The organism is Neptunicella marina (assembly GCF_014270035.1).
GTDB classification, from domain to species: Bacteria; Pseudomonadota; Gammaproteobacteria; order Enterobacterales; family Alteromonadaceae; genus Neptunicella; species Neptunicella marina.
Genome location: NZ_JACNEP010000003.1, coordinates 277657 through 297790 on the forward strand (window position 1 = coordinate 277657; position 20134 = coordinate 297790).

Genomic DNA, 20134 nt, shown 5'->3' on the forward strand with positions numbered 1-20134 from the left:
CTGAAACTTTATGCTTTTACAAAAAAGTAATCATTAGTTTCCAAATTTAGCAGGGTTAGCTTATTTCCCCAAACACAACCTGTGTCCAGTCCGATAAATTGTTCTGAGCCTGTCTCACCATCCAATGCCGCCCAATGACCAAATAATACCTGTTGATGGGGTTTTAATTGTGTCGCAGGGTGAGAAAACCACGGCTGAAGGTGTTTGGGAGCTGAAGCAATACTGGATTTCGCCGAAAAATTAAGTTCGCCATTTTGGGTCACAAAACGCATGCGGGTCATGGCATTAATGATAAAGCGGTAACGCGGTATCCCTTTTAATTTATTAGACCATTTCAATGGATTATTGGAATACATTGACTGTAATAGTTGATGCCAGTCAGGGCTACTAAGCTTTTTACTGACCTCATCGCTGTATTCAATTGCATCTTTCAGTGACCAGCCTGGATAAAGTCCTGCATGGGTCAGTAAACGTCCTTTCATTATTTTGCAGGCCAGGGGTTTATGGCGCAGCCATTCAACTATTTCGTTAAGGGCCGGGGAGGTTAAAACGGATTCAAACTTGTTTTCTGGCTTATCCGATTTAATTTTCTGACTTACGGCTAGAAAGTGTAGATCGTGATTCCCCAGTACGGTTTCAAAACTATCACCTAAGTCTCTAAGATAAGTCAGTGTTTGTAATGCTTGGGGACCGCGACCAATTAAATCGCCTGTTGCCCACAATTTATCATTGGCAGGATTAAATCCAGCCTTATCCAGCAGTAATCTTAATTCGCTGTAACAGGCTTGTATATCGCCAACAACATAATCTGCCATCTAACGCTAGTTGACCAGTGAAGTGACAGCGAGTGAAAAAAGAGGGATGGGAGCTTCAAACGTGCTGCCATCGGCACGTTGCATTTCATAAAAACCCTGCATGGTTCCCACTGGTGTATCCAGAATGGCGCCACTATTGTAATGATGTGCTTGATTGGGCGATATGTGAGGTTGCTCACCAACGACACCGGCACCCTGAACTTCCGAGGTTTTGCCATTACCGTCAGTAATTAACCAATAGCGATTGAGTAATTGCACACTCTGTTTACTGGTATTTTTTATTGTAATGAAATAGGCAAATGCAAATTTACCTTCATCACAGACAGGATGATCTGCGAGGAACTGTGTTTTTACCGTGATTACTATATCTTCAGCAGCGCTTTGTGACACAGGCGTTACTCTTTTTCTGAAATAAAGTTGGTAATGGTTACGTAATCTTGCAGGCTCAAGTTTTCTGCACGTAAATCGGGCTTAATTCCCAATGCAACCAATTCATTTTCGGTTATTTCATTTTTCAGGCTGTTACGCAAGGTTTTCCTGCGTTGATTAAAAGCCGCCGCACATATCTGGTTGAGCAAGGCTTCGTCTTTAACCGGATGTGGTTTGTTCGTATGAGGGATTAAGCGAACAACTGCAGAGTCAACCTTAGGTGGCGGGTTAAAAGCGCCGGGCGGAACATGTAGTACCGGCACAACCGTACAATAATACTGCGCCATGATAGATAAACGCCCATAGTTTTTGTTTCCCGGAGAGGCCGCCAGACGGTTTACTACCTCTTTTTGCAGCATAAAGTGCATATCCTGTACTTTGCCCGCAAAAGAAAACAAGTGGAACATTAAAGGTGTCGATATATTGTATGGCAGGTTACCAAATACCCTTAAAGGTTTGCCCTCTTCAAACAATGTAGAAAAATCAAACTTCAGTGCATCGGTTTCGATCACATTAAGTTTGCTGCCAATAAAAGGGTGACTGCGCAGACGTTTGGCTAAATCGCGGTCGAGTTCGACAACATTGAGTTTGTCTACAAGTTCACACACCGGCTCGGTGATTGCGCCAAGGCCCGGGCCTATTTCTACCAGAGTTTGTTCGGACAATGGATTAATTGCCGATACAATCTGATCAATAATATATTGATCATGTAAGAAGTTCTGACCAAAGCGTTTTCTTGCAGTGTGACCTAAATGCTTTTTACTCAAAGTTTGGTTCCTGCTAATTCAATTGCTTGCTGTAAGGCAAATTTAAAGCTGCCACTATCCGCTTTACCGGTGCCAGCTAAATCAATTGCTGTTCCATGGTCAACTGAAGTACGAATAAAGGGTAAACCTAAGGTTATATTGACTGAGGCGCCGAAACCTTTGTATTTAAGAACCGGTAAGCCCTGATCGTGATACATGGCTAAAATAGCGTCTGCATCCTGCATATACTTGGGTTGAAACAAACTGTCCGCTGGTAATGGGCCGGTTATTTTAATGCCTTGTTCACGCAGTCTGTTTAACGTGGGGATAATGATGTCCAGCTCTTCACGCCCTATGTGGCCATCTTCTCCTGCATGAGGATTGAGGCCACAAACAAAAATATGTGGCGTTTTCAGTGCAAATTTTTGTTTGAGATCCTGATCAATAATATGAATAACGTTAGTTAAGCGTTCTTCAGTAATAGCTTTTGATACATAGGCAAGTGGAATATGGGTTGTGGCTAAAGCTACACGCAGACCTTCTGTTGCCAGCATCATAACTACATCCGGCGTATTCGCCTGTAGGGCAAAAAATTCAGTGTGTCCACTGAATGAAATACCTGCTTTATTGATAGTGCCTTTGTGCACCGGGCCGGTGACCACAGCATCAAAGTTTCCGCGAATATTTTCTTCACTTGCCTGGCGCAGAGTTTCCACAACATAATGACCGTTTTCAGGATTTAACTCTCCAGGTATGACGGTTGCTCCCATAGGAATATCAACAATATACAGAGAGCCTGATGGTTGAGGTGTGTCTTGATCCTGGAAATCGATTAAGTCAATCGGCAGATTAAGCAATGCAGCCCGCTCTTTCAGCATGGTTTTATTGGCGAACACAACCAATTGAACAGGCCAGCTTTGCTGTGCCAGTTCAATTGTGAGGTCGGGGCCGATCCCGGCAGGTTCTCCGGGAGTTATTGCGATTTTAAGTGCCATAGTGACTAATTAGCCGGGTTATGCACAACTTCAACGTAGGCTTCGTCACGCATTTCCCGGGTCCAGGCTTCGCTTTCCTCTGCAAACTTGCGGTTGAATAATAACTGGTAAGCTTTATCTTGCTTGCGCTTTTCGCTGGCGTCTTCAACTCGTCTGTCTTCCAGTTGAGCTAAGTGCCAGCCGAATTGCGAGCGAAATGGCATCGAATATTCGCCTTTATCCAGTTTCTCCAGTGCATCTTTAAACGCTTGTGCGTAAATATCCGGATTTGCCCAACCTAATTCACCACCTTTAATCGCTGTTCCCGGATCTTCAGAATACTCTTTGGCGGTTTCTGCAAAATCAATTTCACCGGCAATCAGCTGTTTACGGAACTCAAGCAACATGCTCTCGGCTTTCTTGTCGCTTAGAATGACTGAGGGTTTAATTAAGATATGACGAGCTTTGACCTGAGTTACTTCAACTTTTTGCTGGCCACGAATATCAAAAATTTTCAGAATATGAAAACCTGCACCACTACGAATTGGACCAATTAATGCGTCTTTTTCTTTTCCTTGTACCGCTTCTGCGAACAGGGTTGGCATCGCATTAACGTTTAACCATCCCATATCTCCACCTTCCAGCGCTTTTGCACCGCCCGATGAGGCTACCGCTATTTTCTTGAAGTCTGAGCCATTATTTAACAATTCCATAACCTTATTCGCTCGACCGCGCTCATTTTCGATATCTTCCGGTGTGGGATCGGAGGGCAGACCGATCAGGATATGACCCAGATGATATTCAACTTGCTCTTCGCCTTGTTCATCCATTAGTTTGGTCAGGCTTTCAATTTCCTGTGGAGTGATGTAAATACGGCGGCGAACATTCGCGCGACGGACTTCGCCCATGATTAGCTCTTTACGCACTTCTTCGCGGTACTTATCGTAGCTAATCCCATCCTGTTGCAGGCTGGCGTGCAATTGATCCATGCTTTGCCCCTGGCTTTCAGCCATATTGGCAATGGTTTGCTCCAACTGAGGATCGCTTACCTGGATACCCATGCGTTCTGCCATTTGCATTTGCAAACTTTGTACAATGAGACGCTCAATTGCCTGCGTACGTAATACCCGGTCTGATGGCAGTTGCTGACCATTTACCACGGCATTGCGTTTTACAGTACTAATTAGATCCTGTACTTCGCTTTCCAGTACAACTCCCTGATTGACAATGACTGCAACTTGATCCAGTTCCTGAGTTGCTGCACCTGAACCAAATGTAACAAATGCCATCATGGCGAGGATTGCGAGTTTTAATTTCATAGTTATCGTTCTACTCATTCAAAAAATAAGGTTGACGGTAGCCAAACAAACCATCATTCAGCATTGCGCGGGTGGTGTTTCCACCGCCCATTCCCTTAAATATAAATTTAAGTGCAATGCCGGATTCAAAAGCATTGCCCTGTTGTAACCCGTTTTGGTCAAAGCGGTTGTTGAGATAGCGTTGGGTAACCAACTGTAAAGACCAACAACAAGATTCGTATTGTACGCCAGTGTAACTTTCAATGGTACGGTGGCTGTCCATATCTTTATACCAGCGTCCTACCCAATGCCAGTTTTGGCTGATGGGCCAACTTGCGGTAATGCCTAATTGGTCAATTCGTTCGTTGGAAAGTTCACGCACAAAACGATGGGAAATCTGAATTAACTTGTCTTCGCCTAAACGATAATCAAATGACAGGCTACTTTTATCCAGTTTATGTGTCTCGCTGTCCATTTGTACTTCGCTGTGCATAAACCACTTGCTGCCCAGTCGCCAGTCCAGTTCACCGGCTAATGCCGAGCGGTTGGTGCCTTTGTGTGCTTCCAGAACGCGGTTATCAGTCAGATAAAATATTTGACCGAGACTGAATCGAATAAGCTCTTCATCCTTATTGTCCAGTAATCGGGTTGTCAGACCCAGCGTAAGTTGATTGGTATCACTAATGCGGTCTAATCCGGTAAATTCCTGTCCACGAAACAGTCCGGCGAAGTTATTTTGTAAACGGGTGGTATCGTATAAACCAATATCAGTTTGGTCCTGATAGCTGGTATACAGATACTGAGCTTTTGGTTCAAGTGTTTGCTTACTGCTGCCAAACCAGCTGCTGTCACGCTCAAATGTCATGGAGCCATATAACCGACTACGGCTAATAGTGCGGCTGACATCATCCTTTAAACCATATTGATCACCATCTTGCTGGCGGTAGTTTGTTTGTAATAATGTAGTTTCTGCTGAGAACTCTCCCCAGTTTTCATACACAGAATAACGCAAGCCGGGCGCTATATGAAAACGGGTTGCTGCCGGAGCCGTTTGCTCCGCACTATCAAAATAAGTTAATTCGCTGTGTAATAAAAAATCCAGCCCATTAAATAATGGTTCCACATAATCGAGTTTTAACTCTGGTAACGCACGATAACTATCAGGGTGATTACCGATCAACTGGAAGTCTCGTAGCTCAGCACTAAAACTGAGATTGTCATCGCGGTAGGCGACGCCAGCGTTGCGATAAAGATGAGTATCAGCACGGTTATAAAAATCAGAGCCTAAATCGACAATATAGTTGTCATCACTGATCGCGTTAATATTTATATTTAACTGCCAGCCTTTAGCAAACGAACTGCGGTGGATAAAACGGTAAAAATAACGTTCTTCCTCACTATCCTGATTACGGTCGTGCTGCATGTACTCCAGATCAATTTGGCCTTGAGATTTATCCGTTAAATAACGAAACTCAGTTTTGAGTTGAACGCCCCTGTTTACCATGGCCCTGGGGGAAATTGTCGCATCATAATTTTCGGCAATATTCCAGTAATAAGGTTGTTCATAACTCATGCCAGTGCTGTCAGAGCTTGAGAATTTGGGAAACAATACGCCGGATTGTCGTTGTTCCGTTACCGGAAATTTAAAGTAAGGCAGGTACAGAACCGGCACATCCATCATATAAAAACGCGCATGGGTAACGGTACCCCAGATATCACCGGGCGCCAGTTGTATGCTGCTGGCAATCATTTCCCAGTCTTCTTCACCAACCGGACAGGTAGTAAAACTCACATCCTGTAATTCAATACCACGCTCTTTACTTAACTCTATGCGACCGGCTTCGCCACGGCCATTAATTCCAACCATTTCGTAAGCTGTTTTATCCAGTGATAATTCACCCGAGTTAAAATCAAGGTGAACATCATCGCTGCTCACCCGAATCTGGGGGTCTTCAAAACGAATATTGCCACTGGCGTTCAGTTGTTGAGTAACTTTATCAATTCGCGCGTGTTGCGCCTGAATTTGTGCACTATCACTAATTATTTGCACTTTACCGGCAAACTCTGCCATTTTATTTTGCTGAACTGATGTTTCATTGGCTTTGATTTCAACACCTGTTCCAGATGCCCGCAGGGCCAAACCTGCGTTATCTAGTGGCACAGGGCATTGCTGTTGCTGCGCATAAGATGACGCACTGAAACAGCAAACAAATAAAATCACTAGATGGTTAAAATTCATACGTTTAATAAATGTTTTACCGGGCTTTGTTTTAGACAGGGCTTTTCTGGCTTGCGATTTTAAGGTTTTAGACGAATTTTACCAGTAAAGTTCGTTATTATCTGCAAACTTCTATTCTAGTTGGCTTTTGGTATAGTGGCGAACATTGTTATTAATGTTTAGTTAAGCAGTGTGGCTCACGCACATTTGCTGGTGAAGAGGCGGTTTTAATGCGAATTTGGGGGCGAATACTGGGAACCTTGTTTGGATTTATGTTTGCCCGTATTCCCGGTGCAATTATCGGTTTCGTTGTCGGTCATTTATTTGATAAGGGGTACAGTCAGGATTTTGATCAGATGGGCGGATTTGGTCGCTTTTTTGGTCAGGCGAATGATATGCGTAAGCAGGCAATTTTCTTTCATGCGCTTTTCTCACTAATGGGACATGTTGCTAAAGCCAATGGTCGTGTGACTAAAGATGAAATTAATATGGCCAGCCAACTGATGGATCAGATGAATCTGGAGGGGGAGGTCAGGCGCGAAGCACAGCAAGCATTTAATGAAGGTAAGGCTGCTGATTTTCCGGTGAGTGACATACTGCAGGAGTTCAAGCAATCCTGTCATGGTCGTCGCGATATTATGCAGGTGTTTCTGGAAATTTTGATTCAGGCTGCTTTTGCTGACGGGCAGGTACAAAAAGAAGAACAGGTGGTATTAGAAAAAGCGGCCAGAGCATTAGGTTTCCGCAACAACGAATTACTTTATTTAATCTCGATTTATGAAGCAGAATTACGTTTTAGACAGGGACGAAGTTCAGGCCACGGACGACAAAAAGCCAGTAGTTACTCCACAAAAGATTCATTGAGTGATGCCTATAAAATACTTGGCGTCAGTGCCAGTGATTCAATGGGAGATATCAAAAAAGCGTATCGAAAGCTTATGAGTGAGAATCACCCGGATAAACTGGTATCGAAGGGGTTGCCTAAACAAGCGCTGGAAATCGCTAAAAACAAAGCACAGGACATTCAGGCTGCCTATGAATTAATTAAAAGTAAGCGTGGATAAAATATATTAAAAAGGCGGCAGTGCCGCCTTTGATTGTTTTATTGTTGAGGTAACAAACGCGCAGTTTTAAGAAACACAGGTTTTACTGGTACATCGTTCCAGCCTAGTTCTGCATCGTAGTGAGTTTCGACTTCCGCCATTTTATCGATTACATCCATACCATCCACAACGACTGCAAATACTGCATACCCCCAGTCTTTTCCCGGATTGAGGCTGTCGTTATCTTTTAAATTAAAGAAAAACTGGCGGTTGGCGCTGTGCGGATCGTTCTGGCGAGCCATGGCAACAGTATAAATGGCGTTTTTATTGCCATTCCCTGATTCATTGAAAATATTGCCAAACTTAGGTTGTTCGTTGAAATCTTTGTCGTACCCTCCACCTTGCACTACAAAATCGGGTACGATACGATGGAAAATCGTATCGTCGTAACTCTTTTTAACGACGTAACGCAGAAAATTATTGGCGGTCAGCGGGGACTTATAGCGATCTAATTCAATCACTATATTGCCCATACTGGTTTCCAGCTTTACCCGGGGAAACAAATTGTCCGGTTGAATGTCTGACCCATCTTCTTTAGCCCATGTATTTGTGCAAATGAGTAATAAAGCACAAAAGAGTGTGCGCATGAACATCATACAGTTCCTTATTTATCGTTTAATGCAGCTTAAAATACTGAATTTGTTATTGGATGCAACCACCTTAAATCCACCAAAACGTTTTTTGAGCATTTGTCCGTAGTTTAAGTGCCGGTTGCCAACAATTCTTAGTTCTCCGCCAGAATTCAGGTGACGATAACTGTCATCAAACATTTGTCTGGCAATGTGGCTGGTTATAGTGTTGTTTTGATGAAAAGGCGGGTTACATAAAATAATGTCGGCCTGTGTGTCGCTGACCTGTTCCAGACAATTGCTCAATAAAAACCGGGCGCGATTTAGCCCATTTTCTATGTTGGTTTGCACGTTTTGATGTGCAGAAGCGACGGCCATACGCGATTCGTCAACAAAAGTAACATTTGAATGATTAAATTTAGCCAGTACCGACAAACCTATAATGCCGTTGCCACAACCCAAATCAATAACGTTTTTATTGCTGCAATCCGGTAAATGCTGCAATAAAAAACGTCCACCAATATCAAGGCTCTGACGAGAAAAAACGTTCGCCAAATTGCTGATTAACATGTTGTTATCTGGCAATGTCCATGTGGTGGGGTAAGGAGATTGATGACGTTGTTGAACCGTTAGACCGGAAAAAACTAATCGAGACTTTTTACGCGCCAGCGATGTGGTTGTGGTTCCTATGTACTTTTCAAATAACGCCAACACCGCTTTTGTGACTGTTGTGGTTTTGCCGGTGGCTATGATCTGGCTATCGGTGCTGGCAACTTGCTGAACATCAATTAATTGTTGTTCCAATAACGCCAGTGACTTCGGAAGTTTTATTAGAAAATAGTCCGATGGTGCAGGTTTACTGAGTGAGCTAAAGACTTTTATTGCATCAGTACTTAACTTATTCAATTGCAGGTTTTGTTTTAAACTGCATTCGCTAACAAAGGAATCGTTATACCAATCAGGCTGATAAGCATAGAGCGCACAGGCCAGTGCGCCAAAATCATCGTTAAACACACTTATTGTATCTGTCGGTTTAATGTTGCTCAGAATATGGTCTATCAACAGTTCGTCTGAAGAATCCCATGCCTGCAGTGTATTATGCTGGAATTGTTTAGGATAACGAAAAAGCTTAAGGGTGTGGTCGCCCAGCGTTAAAATACTATTGGGTTGAGCAGGAGAAGTCATGTGAAGCAGTTTACCTTTGACCTAACACAAAATTCAGACATTCCGTTACCTCAGGCAAATATTCGATATTTCAGTCATTTTATTCAAACTGAGCAAGCCGAAAACGTGTTGCGGATCCTGACCAACGAGCTGCAATGGAGACAGGATTATATCAGACTCTACGGCCGTGAACATAAGATCCCAAGACTGCAGGCATGGTATGGCGATGTTGGTACTGACTATCAGTATTCAGGCCTCAAAATGAATCCAATTCCCTGGCACCCATTGTTACTGCAGTTGAAAAAGCGATGTGAGGTGGAGTGTGCAACGTTATTTAACTCAGTGCTGTGTAATTATTATCGTGACGGACAGGATAGTATGGGTATGCACAGTGACGACGAAAGTGAACTGGGTATTGAACCCACTATCGCATCCCTAAGTTTTGGTCAGCCTAGGATATTGATTTTTAAGCATAAATCTTCTGGTAAACGCCATAAAATAGAGTTGGAGCATGGTAGTTTGTTAGTGATGGCGGGAGCCACTCAAACTTATTGGCAGCACGGAATTGATAAAACGCGCCGCAATGTCGCACCCCGTCTGAATTTGACATTTCGGCACATTAAAAGAGTTATAAAAAGAGTTATAAATAGTGTCTAAAATGGCTTTAAAAAAATATAACTTGAACACTCAGTAGCTTATACGAGAAAATCCGCATCCCACCAAAAAAGAAGTTTTTTATCCTGCATTTCACAGCTAAATTTAATAGCAGAAGTCGTGGTTCTTAAGAGGGAATAACAATGAATATTCAATTCAATATTGAGAGTAAGCTGATAGAACATTTCGAGCCCGCACATTTAGAAGTGGTGAATGAAAGTAGTCAGCATAATGTTCCTGTCGGTTCTGAAACGCATTTTAAAGTGGTACTGGTCACACCTAAATTTGATGGTAAGCGTTTAATCAGTCGTCATCGGGCGGTTAACGCGGTATTAAAAGATGAGTTAGCTAATCAAATTCATGCGTTGGCATTACATACCTACACTGATACAGAATGGCAGGGCCTGTATGGCGGTGCGCCTGCGTCACCTGCATGTCGGGGCGGAAGCCGGGTTCAAAACGCCTAATCTATTCGCTCTGGTTTGTCATTAAAACCAGAGCATTCATTTCCTCTAATACTCTGAAAATAAAACGTTTTTTCTAATTTATTTTGTTGTGTTCGCTTCAATAAGTATTTCCATCTCGTTATAAATTTGTTAATAATTTTACTCAGTAAAGTTCAATTCGCCCAGGTTGTAATTCGGCGTTGAAGGAAATGATTGAGTGATAAAACAGATTGATAGCTTTCACACTGGTTTAAGTAAGTTAATCAGCTGGTTCACATTGTTAATGGCAATGTTGACCTTGCTTATTGTTATTTTACGTTATGGATTTAATCTTGGCTGGATCGCCTTGCAAGAGTCGGTAATGTATTTGCATGCGTGTGTATTTATGTTGGGAGCAGCTTACACCCTGAAAGTTGATCAACATGTACGCGTTGACGTGTTCTATCGTCACTTCGATATTCGCAAGAAAGCTCTGGTGAATGTGCTGGGAGGCATCTTTCTGCTATTGCCGGTTAATGTGTTTATTGCTGTTGTTAGCTGGGGTTATGTTGCCAGTTCCTGGGAATTACTAGAAGACTCGCCTCAGGCTGGTGGTTTGCCACTGGTCTTTTTACTTAAAACACTGATTCTATTATTTGCGTTTTTTCTTACGTTACAGGGTGTAGCCGAAATAGTACGTAACTGGTCTATCTATAAAAATACACTGGAGCAAAAATAGTGGAAATATTGTCTTTGGTGATGTTTGCACTGGTTTGCATTGTACTACTTTGTGGTTATCCGGTGGCGTACGCGCTTGCAGGCACATCATTATTATTCGCCGGTATTGGTGTATTGTTTGATGTATTTGATATGGCTTATTTGCACGCATTGCCAAATCGAATCTACGGCATTATGACCAATCCTACATTGTTGGCAGTTCCTTTATTTATTTTCATGGGTGTTACGCTGGAAAAGTCGCAAGTTGCAGAAAAATTGCTGGCGGCGATGGCGCAGTTGTTTGGCCGTTTTCGGGCGGGAATGGCGGTGTCGGTTGTATTGGTAGGCATGTTAATGGCGGCCAGCACAGGTATTGTAGGTGCAACTGTTGTGACTATGGGCTTAATGTCATTGCCGGTAATGTTAAAAAAAGGCTATTCTCCTCAGCTGGCGACCGGCACAATTTGTGCCACAGGAACACTGGGACAAATTATTCCTCCGTCTATCGCTCTGGTATTGCTGGGAGATGTTATTTCCAATGCCTATCAGCAGTCGCAACTGGATTTAGGCATTTTCTCACCCGAATCTGTTTCGGTTGGGGATTTATTTATGGGGGCAATTTTACCCGGTATGTTACTGGTTGTCGGGTATCTGCTGTATATCCTTTTTCTGGCGTTTAAATCCAGTAGTCAGCTTCCCTCAAAAGATACTCATCGTTCTGCACAAGTTGGCTCATCTTCATTGTTTAACGCTTTGTTTGCGCCTTTGTTCCTGATTTTAATTGTGCTCGGTACCATACTCACGGGGTATGCGACACCAACTGAGGCATCTGGAGTTGGCGCTTGTGGTGCCTTGTTGATCGCAGTGATGAACAAACAATTGTCATTCAAACGTCTACAGGAAATTTGCCTGTCAACATTGACCTCCACTTCGATGGTTTTCATGATTTTAATTGGTGCTGCTGTGTTTTCTCTTGTCTTTCGGGGTTTTGGTGGCGAAGAACTAATAAATGATGTTTTTGAACAATTACCCGGTGGTAAGTGGAGCGCAATTTTATTGGTTATGCTGGTAATATTTTTACTTGGGTTTATTCTGGATTTTATCGAAATCACTTTTGTGGTTGTACCTTTAGTCGCACCTGTTTTGTTAGCAATGGATATTAATCCGGTGTGGCTGGGTATTATGATTGCCATTAATCTTCAAACTTCTTTTTTAACTCCTCCTTTTGGTTTTGCACTATTTTATTTAAGAGGGGTTGCGCCTGAATCGGTTAAAACAGTTGCTATTTACCGAGGTGTGTTGCCTTATATTTTAATCCAACTGACAGTATTGGTAATGTTGGCAATATGGCCGGAACTTGCGACCTGGTTACCACAACAACTTAGTCAATAAGGTACTGTTTACTAACAACTTAAAGGGATAAGTATGAAATTGAATCGTATCATGATAATGGCGGGTTTAGGTTTAATAGTAACGCTATTATCAGCCTGTGGTGATAAACAATCTCAAGCACAAAATAGCAGCGCTAAAGAGCAGCAGACCTTCGAGTGGAAATTGGTGACCACCTGGCCGAAAAACTTTCCGGGACTGGGTCATGCACCAGAAGAATTTGCTCAAAAAGTGCGAAAAATGTCCAATGGACGTCTGAAAATAAAAGTTTACGGAGCCGGTGAGTTAGTACCTGCTTTGGAAGTTTTTGATGCCGTGTCGCAAGGCACGGCAGAAATGGGGCATGCTGCAGCTTACTATTGGAAAGGCAAAATGCCAGCGGCACAGATTTTTGGTGCCATTCCATTTGGTATGAACGCGCAGGAAGTTAATGGCTGGTTGCGCTATGGAGGCGGTCTTAAGTTGTGGCGGGATCTATATAAACCCTTTGGTGTTATTCCATTTCCAGGTGGTAATACCGGGGTACAGATGGCCGGTTGGTTTAAAAAGCCCATTACCAGCCTTGAGGATTTTCAAGGCGTGAAAATGCGTATTCCTGGCTTGGGTGGTGAGGTGTTGAAAAAAGTCGGTGGAATTCCTGTTTCACTGAGTGGAGGCGAAATTTTCACTTCTCTGCAAAGTGGTGCCATTGATGCGACAGAGTGGGTAGGCCCATATAATGATTTAGCATTTGGTTTATATAAAGCCGCAGATTATTACTACTATTCCGGATGGCATGAACCTGGCTCAGTACTGGAGTTTGAGGTTAACCAAAAAGCTTATGAAAGTTTACCTGCTGACTTACAGGAAATTGTTGCCACCGCTGCGCAGGCTGTTAATGCCGACATGCTGGACGAATATACAGCGCGGAATAATATGGCCATGCAAACACTGATTGATAAACATCAGGTAAATTTGTTGCCATTGCCAGCCGATGTGATTGTTGCTTTAAAAAATGCCACAGTGGAAGTGATGAAAGAACAATCAGAAGCTGATCCGCAGTTTGACAATATATACCGAGCGTATGTGGCTTTTCAGAAAGGTGTAAGTGCTTATCACCATATTTCTGAAGTAACTTACTACCGAAACCGGGATGATGTTCACTAGGGTCTGTTGATCTTTGTTGTATGAATTTTGTTCTAACTAAACGCTTTTTAATCGCGGCGCTTATTTGCAGGCCTAATGGATTAAGTCAAAAATAAGCAACAAAGAGTAAAAAGTGTTTAAGACGAACCCTTCGGGCAACGTTTGCGCGGCATCTCTACTGCTTCAGCACTCATTCATGTAGAACAACTACACCACAATCGTGCTTCATTGTTTAAATACCGCGCAACTCGTTGCAAAAGTATACAGTAAAGATCAACAGACCCTAACAGTTAATAAGCTTTGTGAAACAAAGTTTAGCTGTTCAGAGTTGTTTATTAAATTTGCGCCCTTAAAATGGGCGCAATTTTTATGTAGGGAATAACCAAATGATTATTAAACCGAAAATTCGCGGTTTTATTTGTACCACCACGCATCCTGTGGGTTGTGAGCACAATGTAAAAGAACAAATAGAGTTAACCAAAACCAAAGGCAAAATTAACAATGGCCCTAAGCGGGTATTGGTGATTGGTGCGTCCAGTGGTTATGGACTGTCGTCCAGAATAGCTGCTGCATTTGGTTGTGATGCTGCCACCATTGGTGTGTTTTTCGAAAAGCCGGGCACAGAGAAAAAGCCTGGAACCGCTGGTTGGTACAACGCCGCAGCATTTGATAAGGCAGCAAAAGAAGCCGGTCTGTATGCTAAAAGCATTAATGGCGATGCCTTTTCAAATGAAGCGCGCGACAAGGTTATTGAGTTAATCAAAGCTGACTTAGGTCAGATTGATATGGTGGTTTATTCACTGGCCTCTCCGGTACGTAAATTACCAGACAGTGGAGAAGTGATCCGTTCGGTATTAAAACCAATAGGCGAACCATACCGCTCAACCGCAATTGATACTAATCGTGATGTGATTATTGATGCTGAAATTGAACCCGCTACTGAAGAAGAAATTGCAGCGACAGTTACCGTAATGGGTGGTCAGGACTGGGAATTATGGATGCAGGCATTAAGCGACGCCGGTGTATTGGCAGACGGTGCACGCAGTGTTGCTTACTCATATATTGGTTCAGATATTACCTGGCCAATTTATTGGCATGGCGCATTAGGTAAAGCGAAGGAAGATTTAGATCGCGCGGCTAACGCGATTGATGGCAACCTCAGCCAGACTGGCGGTGGTGCCAATGTTGCCGTATTGAAATCTGTTGTGACACAAGCGTCCTCTGCTATCCCGGTTATGCCACTTTATTTATCCATGGTCTTTAAAGTGATGCGCGAAAAAGGCATTCACGAAGGCTGTATGGAACAAATTTATCGTTTGTTTGCTGAGCGTTTGTATAACGAATCTAACCCGGCAGAATTAACTGACGATAAAAATCGTTTACGTGTTGATGACTGGGAATTACGTGAAGACGTGCAGCAGGCGTGTCGTGATTTATGGCCAAAAGTGACAGATGATAACTTGTTCGATGAAACTGATTATCAGCTATACAAAGATGAATTTTTGAAACTGTTTGGATTTGGCCTTGCGTCGGTTGATTATGATGCAGAAGTGGATCCAGTAGTCGATTTTGACGTTGAAGCACTCTAACGTTAAAAAATACATCAAAAATATAAATAAGCCGTCTCTTTGACGGCTTTTGCATTTTCAAAATGCTTCATTTTTTGTCACAATACAGCGCCAAAAAAATCGTGATGTTATGGCGATTAACTGCTGTAAAAATCATCAATCAAGTATTTGTTGCGTAAAAAATACGTTAAAAGCAGCAAATAAATCGCATAAACAATAATTTGCGTGGCGAAGTTTCTCCCATTAATGCTAAAATTCCATGCTTAAATAGGGGTTTTTAGAGCTAACAGGCAAAGATTATTACTGATAAAAGGCGTGGACTTTTATCAGACTGAGCAGAATTCGAATCTTTTTTAATTTAAGAGTAGTGCGACTGCATATGATAAAAATCAAAGAAGGCATGGACCTCCCACTCGAGGGGGCTCCCATTCAGGAAATCCAGGATGGTAACGCGGTAACCCGTGTTGCTGTGCTCGGAGAAGAGTATGTGGGCATGCGGCCCACTATGCATGTTCAGGTCGGTGATAAAGTAAAAAAAGGTCAGGTTCTTTTTGAAGATAAAAAGAATCCAGGCGTTAAGTTTACTGCACCAGCTGCCGGAACTGTATCTGAAATTAATCGTGGCCAGAAGCGTGTTTTGCAATCGGTTGTGATTGATATTGAAGGTGATGAACAACTTACCTTTGATGCCAGTGCAGATATCAGCAGCTTACAAGCTGAACAAATTCAGACTACCCTGGTTGAATCAGGCTTATGGACAGCTATTCGTACACGTCCTTACAGCAAGGTTCCAGCTATTGGCAGCAAGCCTCATTCCATTTTCATTAGCGTGATGGATACTAACCCGCTGGCAGCAGACCCGACAGTGATCATTACTCAGCGTCAGGCTGATTTTGCCAATGGTTTACAGGTATTAGCCAAATTAACTGATGGCAAGCTGTTCGTAAACAAAGCGCCAGGTGCGACGGTTGATACAGGCAGCGTTAAAGCTGAAGTTAATGAGTTCGCTGGCCCTCACCCGGCTGGTTTAGTGGGCACGCATATCCATTTTCTGGATAGCGCCGGTGCTGCTAAAACAGTTTGGCATGTGGGTTATCAGGATGTTATAGCCATTGGCCACTTGTTTACTACCGGTGAGATTGATAGCTCTCGTGTGGTTGCCATTGCTGGGCCAGCTGCGTCTAAACCGCGTTTAGTTAAAACGTTGAATGGTGCAAGCACTGAACAATTACTAACAGGTGAAACCAAAGACGGTGAAGTACGTGTTATTTCTGGTTCTGTTCTGCACGGTCATAATGCAGCTGGTGTTCACGGTTATATCGGTCGTTACCACAACCAAATTTCATTGGTGATGGAAGGTCGTGAAAAAGTATTGTTTGGTTGGCTTCGTGGTGGTTCAGACCAGCACTCTGTGACGCGTGCCTATTTAGGTCACTTGTCTCCGAAGCGTTTGTTTAATATGACCACAACAACTAATGGTTCAGAACGTTCTATGGTGCCAATCGGTAACTACGAGCGCATTATGCCGTTAGATATTCTTCCCACATTATTATTACGTGACATTATCTCTGGTGACACTGACAGTGCTCAGGCAATGGGGTGTTTAGAACTGGATGAAGAAGATTTGGCACTATGTACTTATGTTTGCCCCGGCAAATATGACTACGCGCCATTGTTGCGTGATTGCTTGACTACGATTGAGAAGGAAGGGTAATCCATGAGCTTGAAAGATTACTTAGAAAAAATCGAGCCGAATTTCGAGCCGGGCGGTAAGTACGAAAAATGGTATGCGCTGTATGAAGCTGCTGCGACTATTTTCTATACCCCAGGTAAAGTCAATAAATCGACGACTCACGTAAAAGACAGCATCGATTTAAAACGTATTATGATCATGGTGTGGATGGCAACATTCCCGGCTATGTTCTACGGCATGTACAACGTAGGTTTGCAAGCCAATACCGCTATCATGGCTGGCGCTACTTTGCCAGATATGTGGCAAGCTGCTTTATTCAGCGCGTTTGGCGGTGAATTAGGTCAGAGTGCCAGCGGTTTAATGTTGTTCTTCTACGGCGCCTGTTTTTATCTTCCTATTTATGCCACCACATTTATTGTGGGTGGTTTCTGGGAAGTGTTATTTGCTTCTATTCGTAAACATGAAGTGAACGAAGGTTTCTTTGTAACTTCGGTACTGTTCTCTCTGACATTGCCTGCTACTGTGCCTTTATGGCAAGTGGCGCTGGGTATTTCATTTGGTGTCGTCATCGCCAAGGAAATTTTCGGTGGAACCGGTCGTAACTTCTTGAACCCTGCTTTATCAGGTCGTGCATTCTTATATTTCGCTTATCCAGCTTATATGTCGGGTGATGCAATCTGGACTGCTGCTGATGGTTTCTCTGGTGCAACTTTCCTGGGTCAGGCGGCGTTAGGTAACGTAACGGACTGGAGTATGAATGCTGAATGGTGGAATGCGTTTTATGGTTCTATTCAGGGCTCTGTTGGTGAAACCTCCACATTAGCATTGTTAATTGGTGGTTTGTTCATCATGTATATGCGAATTGCATCCTGGCGCATTGTTGGTGGTGTTATGGCTGGCATGATCGTGTTTGCTACCTTGTTAAACATGATTGGCAGCAGCACTAACCCAATGTTTGCTATGCCTTGGTACTGGCATTTGGTAACAGGTGGTTTTGCCTTTGGTATGTTGTTTATGGCGACCGACCCTGTATCTGCATCATTTACCAACAAAGGTAAATGGGCATACGGTGCATTAATTGGTTTTATGTGTGTGATGATCCGTGTACTTAACCCGGCCTTCCCTGAAGGTATGATGTTAGCCATTCTGTTCGCTAACCTTTGGGCTCCATTATTCGACTATTTTGTCGCACAAGGCAATATCAAACGGAGGGTTGCTCGTGTCAGCCAATAAAGAAACATTAGGTAAAACTTTAGGTGTCGTTTTAGCTGTTTGTTTAGTTTGTTCTGTTATTGTTTCTGGCGCAGCGGTTGGATTGCGTTCTTTGCAACAACACAACGCAATGTTGGATAAACAAACCAACATCCTTGAAGCAGCTGATTTACTGGATAAAGCCAATGGTGATATTGCCGGTACCTTCAAAAAGTTTGTAGAAATTCGCTATGTAGATTTAAGCACTGGTGAATATGTTGAAAAGCCATCTACTAACTTTGATATGTATAAAGCAGCTAAAAAGCCTGACATGAGTACTGCATTAGATGGCAGCCCAGCAGGTTTCAAACGTGTCGCAAATGTGGCTAGCGTTTATCTGGTTAAAGATGAAGCTGGCAATACAACCCGTGTGGTACTGCCAATTCACGGTAGTGGTTTATGGGATCTGATGTACGCCTTCCTGGCAGTTGACGTTGATGGTGCAACGGCGCGTAACCTGGTTTACTACCAGCAAAAAGAAACGCCGGGATTAGGTGGTGAAGTTCAGAATCCAGCGTGGAAGGCGAAGTGGGATGGTAAAAAGCTGTTTAAAGATGGCAAAGTGGCTATCAAAGTGGTGAAAAATGCCAGCTCAAATGACCCATACACTGTGGACGCTCTGTCTGGCGCAACCTTAACCAGTAATGGTGTGCAACATCAGCTTGATTTCTGGTTAGGTGAGCAAGGCTTTGGTCCTTACCTGAAAAATCTTAAGCGAGGTTAATCATGGCTAATACTAAAGAATTGAAAAAGGTATTGTTCGGGCCGATCCTCGACAATAACCCAATTGCATTACAGGTACTGGGTATCTGTTCTGCTCTGGCAATTACCACTAAGCTGGAAACAGCATTAGTGATGGGGTTAGCACTTACCTCGGTAACGGCTTTCTCTAACTTGTTTATTTCGATTATTCGTAACGCTATTCCGTCAAGTGTACGTATTATTGTGCAAATGACGATTATTGCGTCGTTGGTAATCGTGGTAGACCAAATTCTTAAAGCATACTCTTACGAAATTTCTAAACAGCTATCGGTGTTTGTTGGTTTGATTATTACCAACTGTATCGTAATGGGTCGTGCAGAAGCTTACGCTATGAAAAATCCGCCGTTAATGAGTTTTATGGACGGTATTGGTAATGGTCTGGGTTATGCCTTCATTCTTATGGTTGTCGGTACAATCAAGGAACTGTTTGGCTTCGGTACGATTTTAGGATTCGAAGTCTTTACTGTTATTCAGAATGGCGGATGGTATCAACCAAATGGTTTATTAATTCTTCCGTTCAGTTCGTTCTTCTTAATCGGTGGCATGATTTGGGCTATCCGTACCTTTAAGAAAGACCAGGTAGAGGCGAAGGAGTAAGTCATGGAACATTATTTAAGTTTATTTGTTCGCTCTATTTTTATCGAGAACATGGCGTTGTCTATGTTCCTGGGAATGTGTACTTTCCTGGCGGTATCGAAAAAAGTAAAAACAGCGATGGGCTTGGGGGTTGCGGTTGTTGTGGTACTGGGTATCTCAGTTCCGGCTAACCAAATTATTTACACTACCTTTCTGGCTCCAGGCGCGTTGGAATGGGCTGGTTTCCCTGAAACTGATCTGAGCTTCCTTAACTTCCTGACCTTTATCGGGGTTATCGCAGCATTAGTTCAGATTTTAGAAATGGCTCTGGATAAGTTTTTCCCTGCGTTATACAACGCTCTGGGTATCTTCCTGCCTTTGATTACCGTTAACTGTGCCATTTTCGGTGGAGTTGCTTTTGCTGTTCAGCGTGAGTATTTGCTGGGCGAAAGTATTGTATACGGTATTGGTAGTGGCCTGGGTTGGGCACTGGCAATTACTTTGTTGGCTGCCGTGCGCGAAAAACTGAAATACGCAGACATTCCTGATGGACTGCGTGGTCTGGGTTCAGTATTTATGATTGCGGGTCTGATGGCATTAGGCTTCCAGTCATTTACTGGTATTGCACTGTAATAAACGGCCACTGGAGTATTACTAA

At 43.1% G+C, this 20134-nt stretch carries 20 protein-coding genes; 12 read left to right on the plus strand and 8 right to left on the minus strand.

Annotated elements, in window-relative coordinates; translation table 11 throughout:
- Positions 1-8: 8 nt before the first annotated feature.
- From H8B19_RS05850 to H8B19_RS05875, 6 genes are read right to left on the minus strand one after another with little or no spacing between them, the layout of a single operon-like run.
- Positions 9-815, minus strand: a complete 807-nt coding sequence (locus tag H8B19_RS05850) for a symmetrical bis(5'-nucleosyl)-tetraphosphatase (RefSeq protein ID WP_186505862.1) — start codon at positions 813-815, stop codon at positions 9-11.
- Positions 816-821: 6 nt separating this feature from the next.
- Positions 822-1205, minus strand: a complete 384-nt coding sequence (apaG, locus tag H8B19_RS05855) for a Co2+/Mg2+ efflux protein ApaG (RefSeq protein WP_186505863.1) — start codon at positions 1203-1205, stop codon at positions 822-824.
- 5 nt (positions 1206-1210) lie between these two features.
- Positions 1211-2011, minus strand: coding sequence for a 16S rRNA (adenine(1518)-N(6)/adenine(1519)-N(6))-dimethyltransferase RsmA (gene rsmA, locus H8B19_RS05860; RefSeq protein ID WP_186505864.1), 801 nt, complete (start codon positions 2009-2011; stop codon positions 1211-1213).
- The gene (gene pdxA, locus H8B19_RS05865; protein ID WP_186505865.1) at positions 2008-2985 is read right to left on the minus strand and encodes a 4-hydroxythreonine-4-phosphate dehydrogenase PdxA; all 978 of its coding nucleotides are present in this window, start codon (positions 2983-2985) and stop codon (positions 2008-2010) included. Before pdxA ends, rsmA begins: the two co-directional genes overlap by 4 nt.
- Positions 2986-2990: 5 nt before the next feature.
- Positions 2991-4283, minus strand: a complete 1293-nt coding sequence (gene surA / locus H8B19_RS05870) for a peptidylprolyl isomerase SurA (RefSeq protein ID WP_186505866.1) — start codon at positions 4281-4283, stop codon at positions 2991-2993.
- A gap of 10 nt (positions 4284-4293) precedes the next feature.
- Positions 4294-6423 (minus strand): LPS-assembly protein LptD, encoded by a 2130-nt coding sequence (locus H8B19_RS05875; protein WP_338401496.1) that lies wholly within the window; start codon positions 6421-6423, stop codon positions 4294-4296.
- 287 nt (positions 6424-6710) lie between these two features.
- Between H8B19_RS05875 and djlA the strand changes: the two genes are divergently transcribed.
- A complete protein-coding gene (gene djlA, locus H8B19_RS05880; RefSeq protein WP_186505868.1) occupies positions 6711-7544 on the plus strand; it encodes a co-chaperone DjlA in 834 nt (277 codons plus the stop codon).
- A 38-nt stretch (positions 7545-7582) separates the two neighbouring features.
- Here the strand turns inward: djlA and H8B19_RS05885 are convergent, their stop codons facing one another.
- Positions 7583-8179 carry a peptidylprolyl isomerase gene (locus H8B19_RS05885; RefSeq protein WP_422121146.1) on the minus strand — a complete coding sequence of 199 codons (597 nt, stop codon included), beginning with the start codon at positions 8177-8179 and terminating at the stop codon, positions 7583-7585.
- 12 nt (positions 8180-8191) lie between these two features.
- Positions 8192-9337: a methyltransferase gene (locus tag H8B19_RS05890; protein WP_186505869.1), complete on the minus strand. Its 1146-nt coding sequence runs from the start codon at positions 9335-9337 to the stop codon at positions 8192-8194.
- Between H8B19_RS05890 and H8B19_RS05895 the strand changes: the two genes are divergently transcribed.
- The 11 genes from H8B19_RS05895 (at position 9338) to nqrE (ending at position 20109) form a co-directional block, all read left to right on the plus strand.
- Positions 9338-9973, plus strand: a complete 636-nt coding sequence (locus H8B19_RS05895; RefSeq protein WP_186505870.1) for an alpha-ketoglutarate-dependent dioxygenase AlkB — start codon at positions 9338-9340, stop codon at positions 9971-9973.
- 140 nt (positions 9974-10113) lie between these two features.
- Positions 10114-10437: a transcriptional regulator BolA gene (bolA, locus tag H8B19_RS05900; protein ID WP_186505871.1), complete on the plus strand. Its 324-nt coding sequence runs from the start codon at positions 10114-10116 to the stop codon at positions 10435-10437.
- 196 nt (positions 10438-10633) lie between these two features.
- Positions 10634-11134: a TRAP transporter small permease subunit gene (locus tag H8B19_RS05905; RefSeq protein WP_338401497.1), complete on the plus strand. Its 501-nt coding sequence runs from the start codon at positions 10634-10636 to the stop codon at positions 11132-11134.
- Positions 11134-12504: a TRAP transporter large permease subunit gene (locus H8B19_RS05910; RefSeq protein WP_186505872.1), complete on the plus strand. Its 1371-nt coding sequence runs from the start codon at positions 11134-11136 to the stop codon at positions 12502-12504. The genes H8B19_RS05905 and H8B19_RS05910 overlap by 1 nt, the downstream gene beginning before the upstream one ends.
- Positions 12505-12537: 33 nt before the next feature.
- Positions 12538-13647 (plus strand): TRAP transporter substrate-binding protein, encoded by a 1110-nt coding sequence (locus tag H8B19_RS05915; protein WP_186505873.1) that lies wholly within the window; start codon positions 12538-12540, stop codon positions 13645-13647.
- Between the two features lie 365 nt (positions 13648-14012).
- The gene (gene fabV, locus H8B19_RS05920; protein WP_186505874.1) at positions 14013-15215 is read left to right on the plus strand and encodes an enoyl-ACP reductase FabV; all 1203 of its coding nucleotides are present in this window, start codon (positions 14013-14015) and stop codon (positions 15213-15215) included.
- A gap of 358 nt (positions 15216-15573) precedes the next feature.
- On the plus strand, positions 15574-16908 hold the full coding sequence (locus H8B19_RS05925; protein WP_186505875.1) for a Na(+)-translocating NADH-quinone reductase subunit A: 1335 nt from the start codon (positions 15574-15576) through the stop codon (positions 16906-16908).
- A gap of 3 nt (positions 16909-16911) precedes the next feature.
- Complete coding sequence (locus H8B19_RS05930; RefSeq protein ID WP_186505876.1) at positions 16912-18120, plus strand: NADH:ubiquinone reductase (Na(+)-transporting) subunit B; 1209 nt, start codon at positions 16912-16914, stop codon at positions 18118-18120.
- Positions 18107-18862 carry a Na(+)-translocating NADH-quinone reductase subunit C gene (locus H8B19_RS05935; RefSeq protein ID WP_186505877.1) on the plus strand — a complete coding sequence of 252 codons (756 nt, stop codon included), beginning with the start codon at positions 18107-18109 and terminating at the stop codon, positions 18860-18862. Before H8B19_RS05930 ends, H8B19_RS05935 begins: the two co-directional genes overlap by 14 nt.
- Positions 18863-18864: 2 nt before the next feature.
- Positions 18865-19497, plus strand: coding sequence for an NADH:ubiquinone reductase (Na(+)-transporting) subunit D (locus tag H8B19_RS05940; RefSeq protein WP_186505878.1), 633 nt, complete (start codon positions 18865-18867; stop codon positions 19495-19497).
- Between the two features lie 3 nt (positions 19498-19500).
- Entirely contained in the window at positions 19501-20109 is a 609-nt protein-coding gene (gene nqrE, locus H8B19_RS05945) for an NADH:ubiquinone reductase (Na(+)-transporting) subunit E (RefSeq protein WP_186505879.1), read from the plus strand.
- Positions 20110-20134: the final 25 nt, after the last annotated feature.

What these genes read in the sequence shown, in the direction of transcription:
- H8B19_RS05885 (WP_422121146.1), bottom strand. Translation starts at nt 8,179, where the DNA reads ATGATGTTCATGCGCACACTCTTTTGTGCTTTATTACTCATTTGCACA.
- H8B19_RS05930 (WP_186505876.1), top strand. Translation starts at nt 16,912, where the DNA reads ATGAGCTTGAAAGATTACTTAGAAAAAATCGAGCCGAATTTCGAGCCG.
- nqrE (WP_186505879.1), top strand. Translation starts at nt 19,501, where the DNA reads ATGGAACATTATTTAAGTTTATTTGTTCGCTCTATTTTTATCGAGAAC.
- fabV (WP_186505874.1), top strand. Translation starts at nt 14,013, where the DNA reads ATGATTATTAAACCGAAAATTCGCGGTTTTATTTGTACCACCACGCAT.
- bolA (WP_186505871.1), top strand. Translation starts at nt 10,114, where the DNA reads ATGAATATTCAATTCAATATTGAGAGTAAGCTGATAGAACATTTCGAG.
- djlA (WP_186505868.1), top strand. Translation starts at nt 6,711, where the DNA reads ATGCGAATTTGGGGGCGAATACTGGGAACCTTGTTTGGATTTATGTTT.
- H8B19_RS05940 (WP_186505878.1), top strand. Translation starts at nt 18,865, where the DNA reads ATGGCTAATACTAAAGAATTGAAAAAGGTATTGTTCGGGCCGATCCTC.
- H8B19_RS05890 (WP_186505869.1), bottom strand. Translation starts at nt 9,337, where the DNA reads ATGACTTCTCCTGCTCAACCCAATAGTATTTTAACGCTGGGCGACCAC.
- H8B19_RS05915 (WP_186505873.1), top strand. Translation starts at nt 12,538, where the DNA reads ATGAAATTGAATCGTATCATGATAATGGCGGGTTTAGGTTTAATAGTA.
- pdxA (WP_186505865.1), bottom strand. Translation starts at nt 2,985, where the DNA reads ATGGCACTTAAAATCGCAATAACTCCCGGAGAACCTGCCGGGATCGGC.
- H8B19_RS05925 (WP_186505875.1), top strand. Translation starts at nt 15,574, where the DNA reads ATGATAAAAATCAAAGAAGGCATGGACCTCCCACTCGAGGGGGCTCCC.
- H8B19_RS05850 (WP_186505862.1), bottom strand. Translation starts at nt 815, where the DNA reads ATGGCAGATTATGTTGTTGGCGATATACAAGCCTGTTACAGCGAATTA.
- surA (WP_186505866.1), bottom strand. Translation starts at nt 4,283, where the DNA reads ATGAAATTAAAACTCGCAATCCTCGCCATGATGGCATTTGTTACATTT.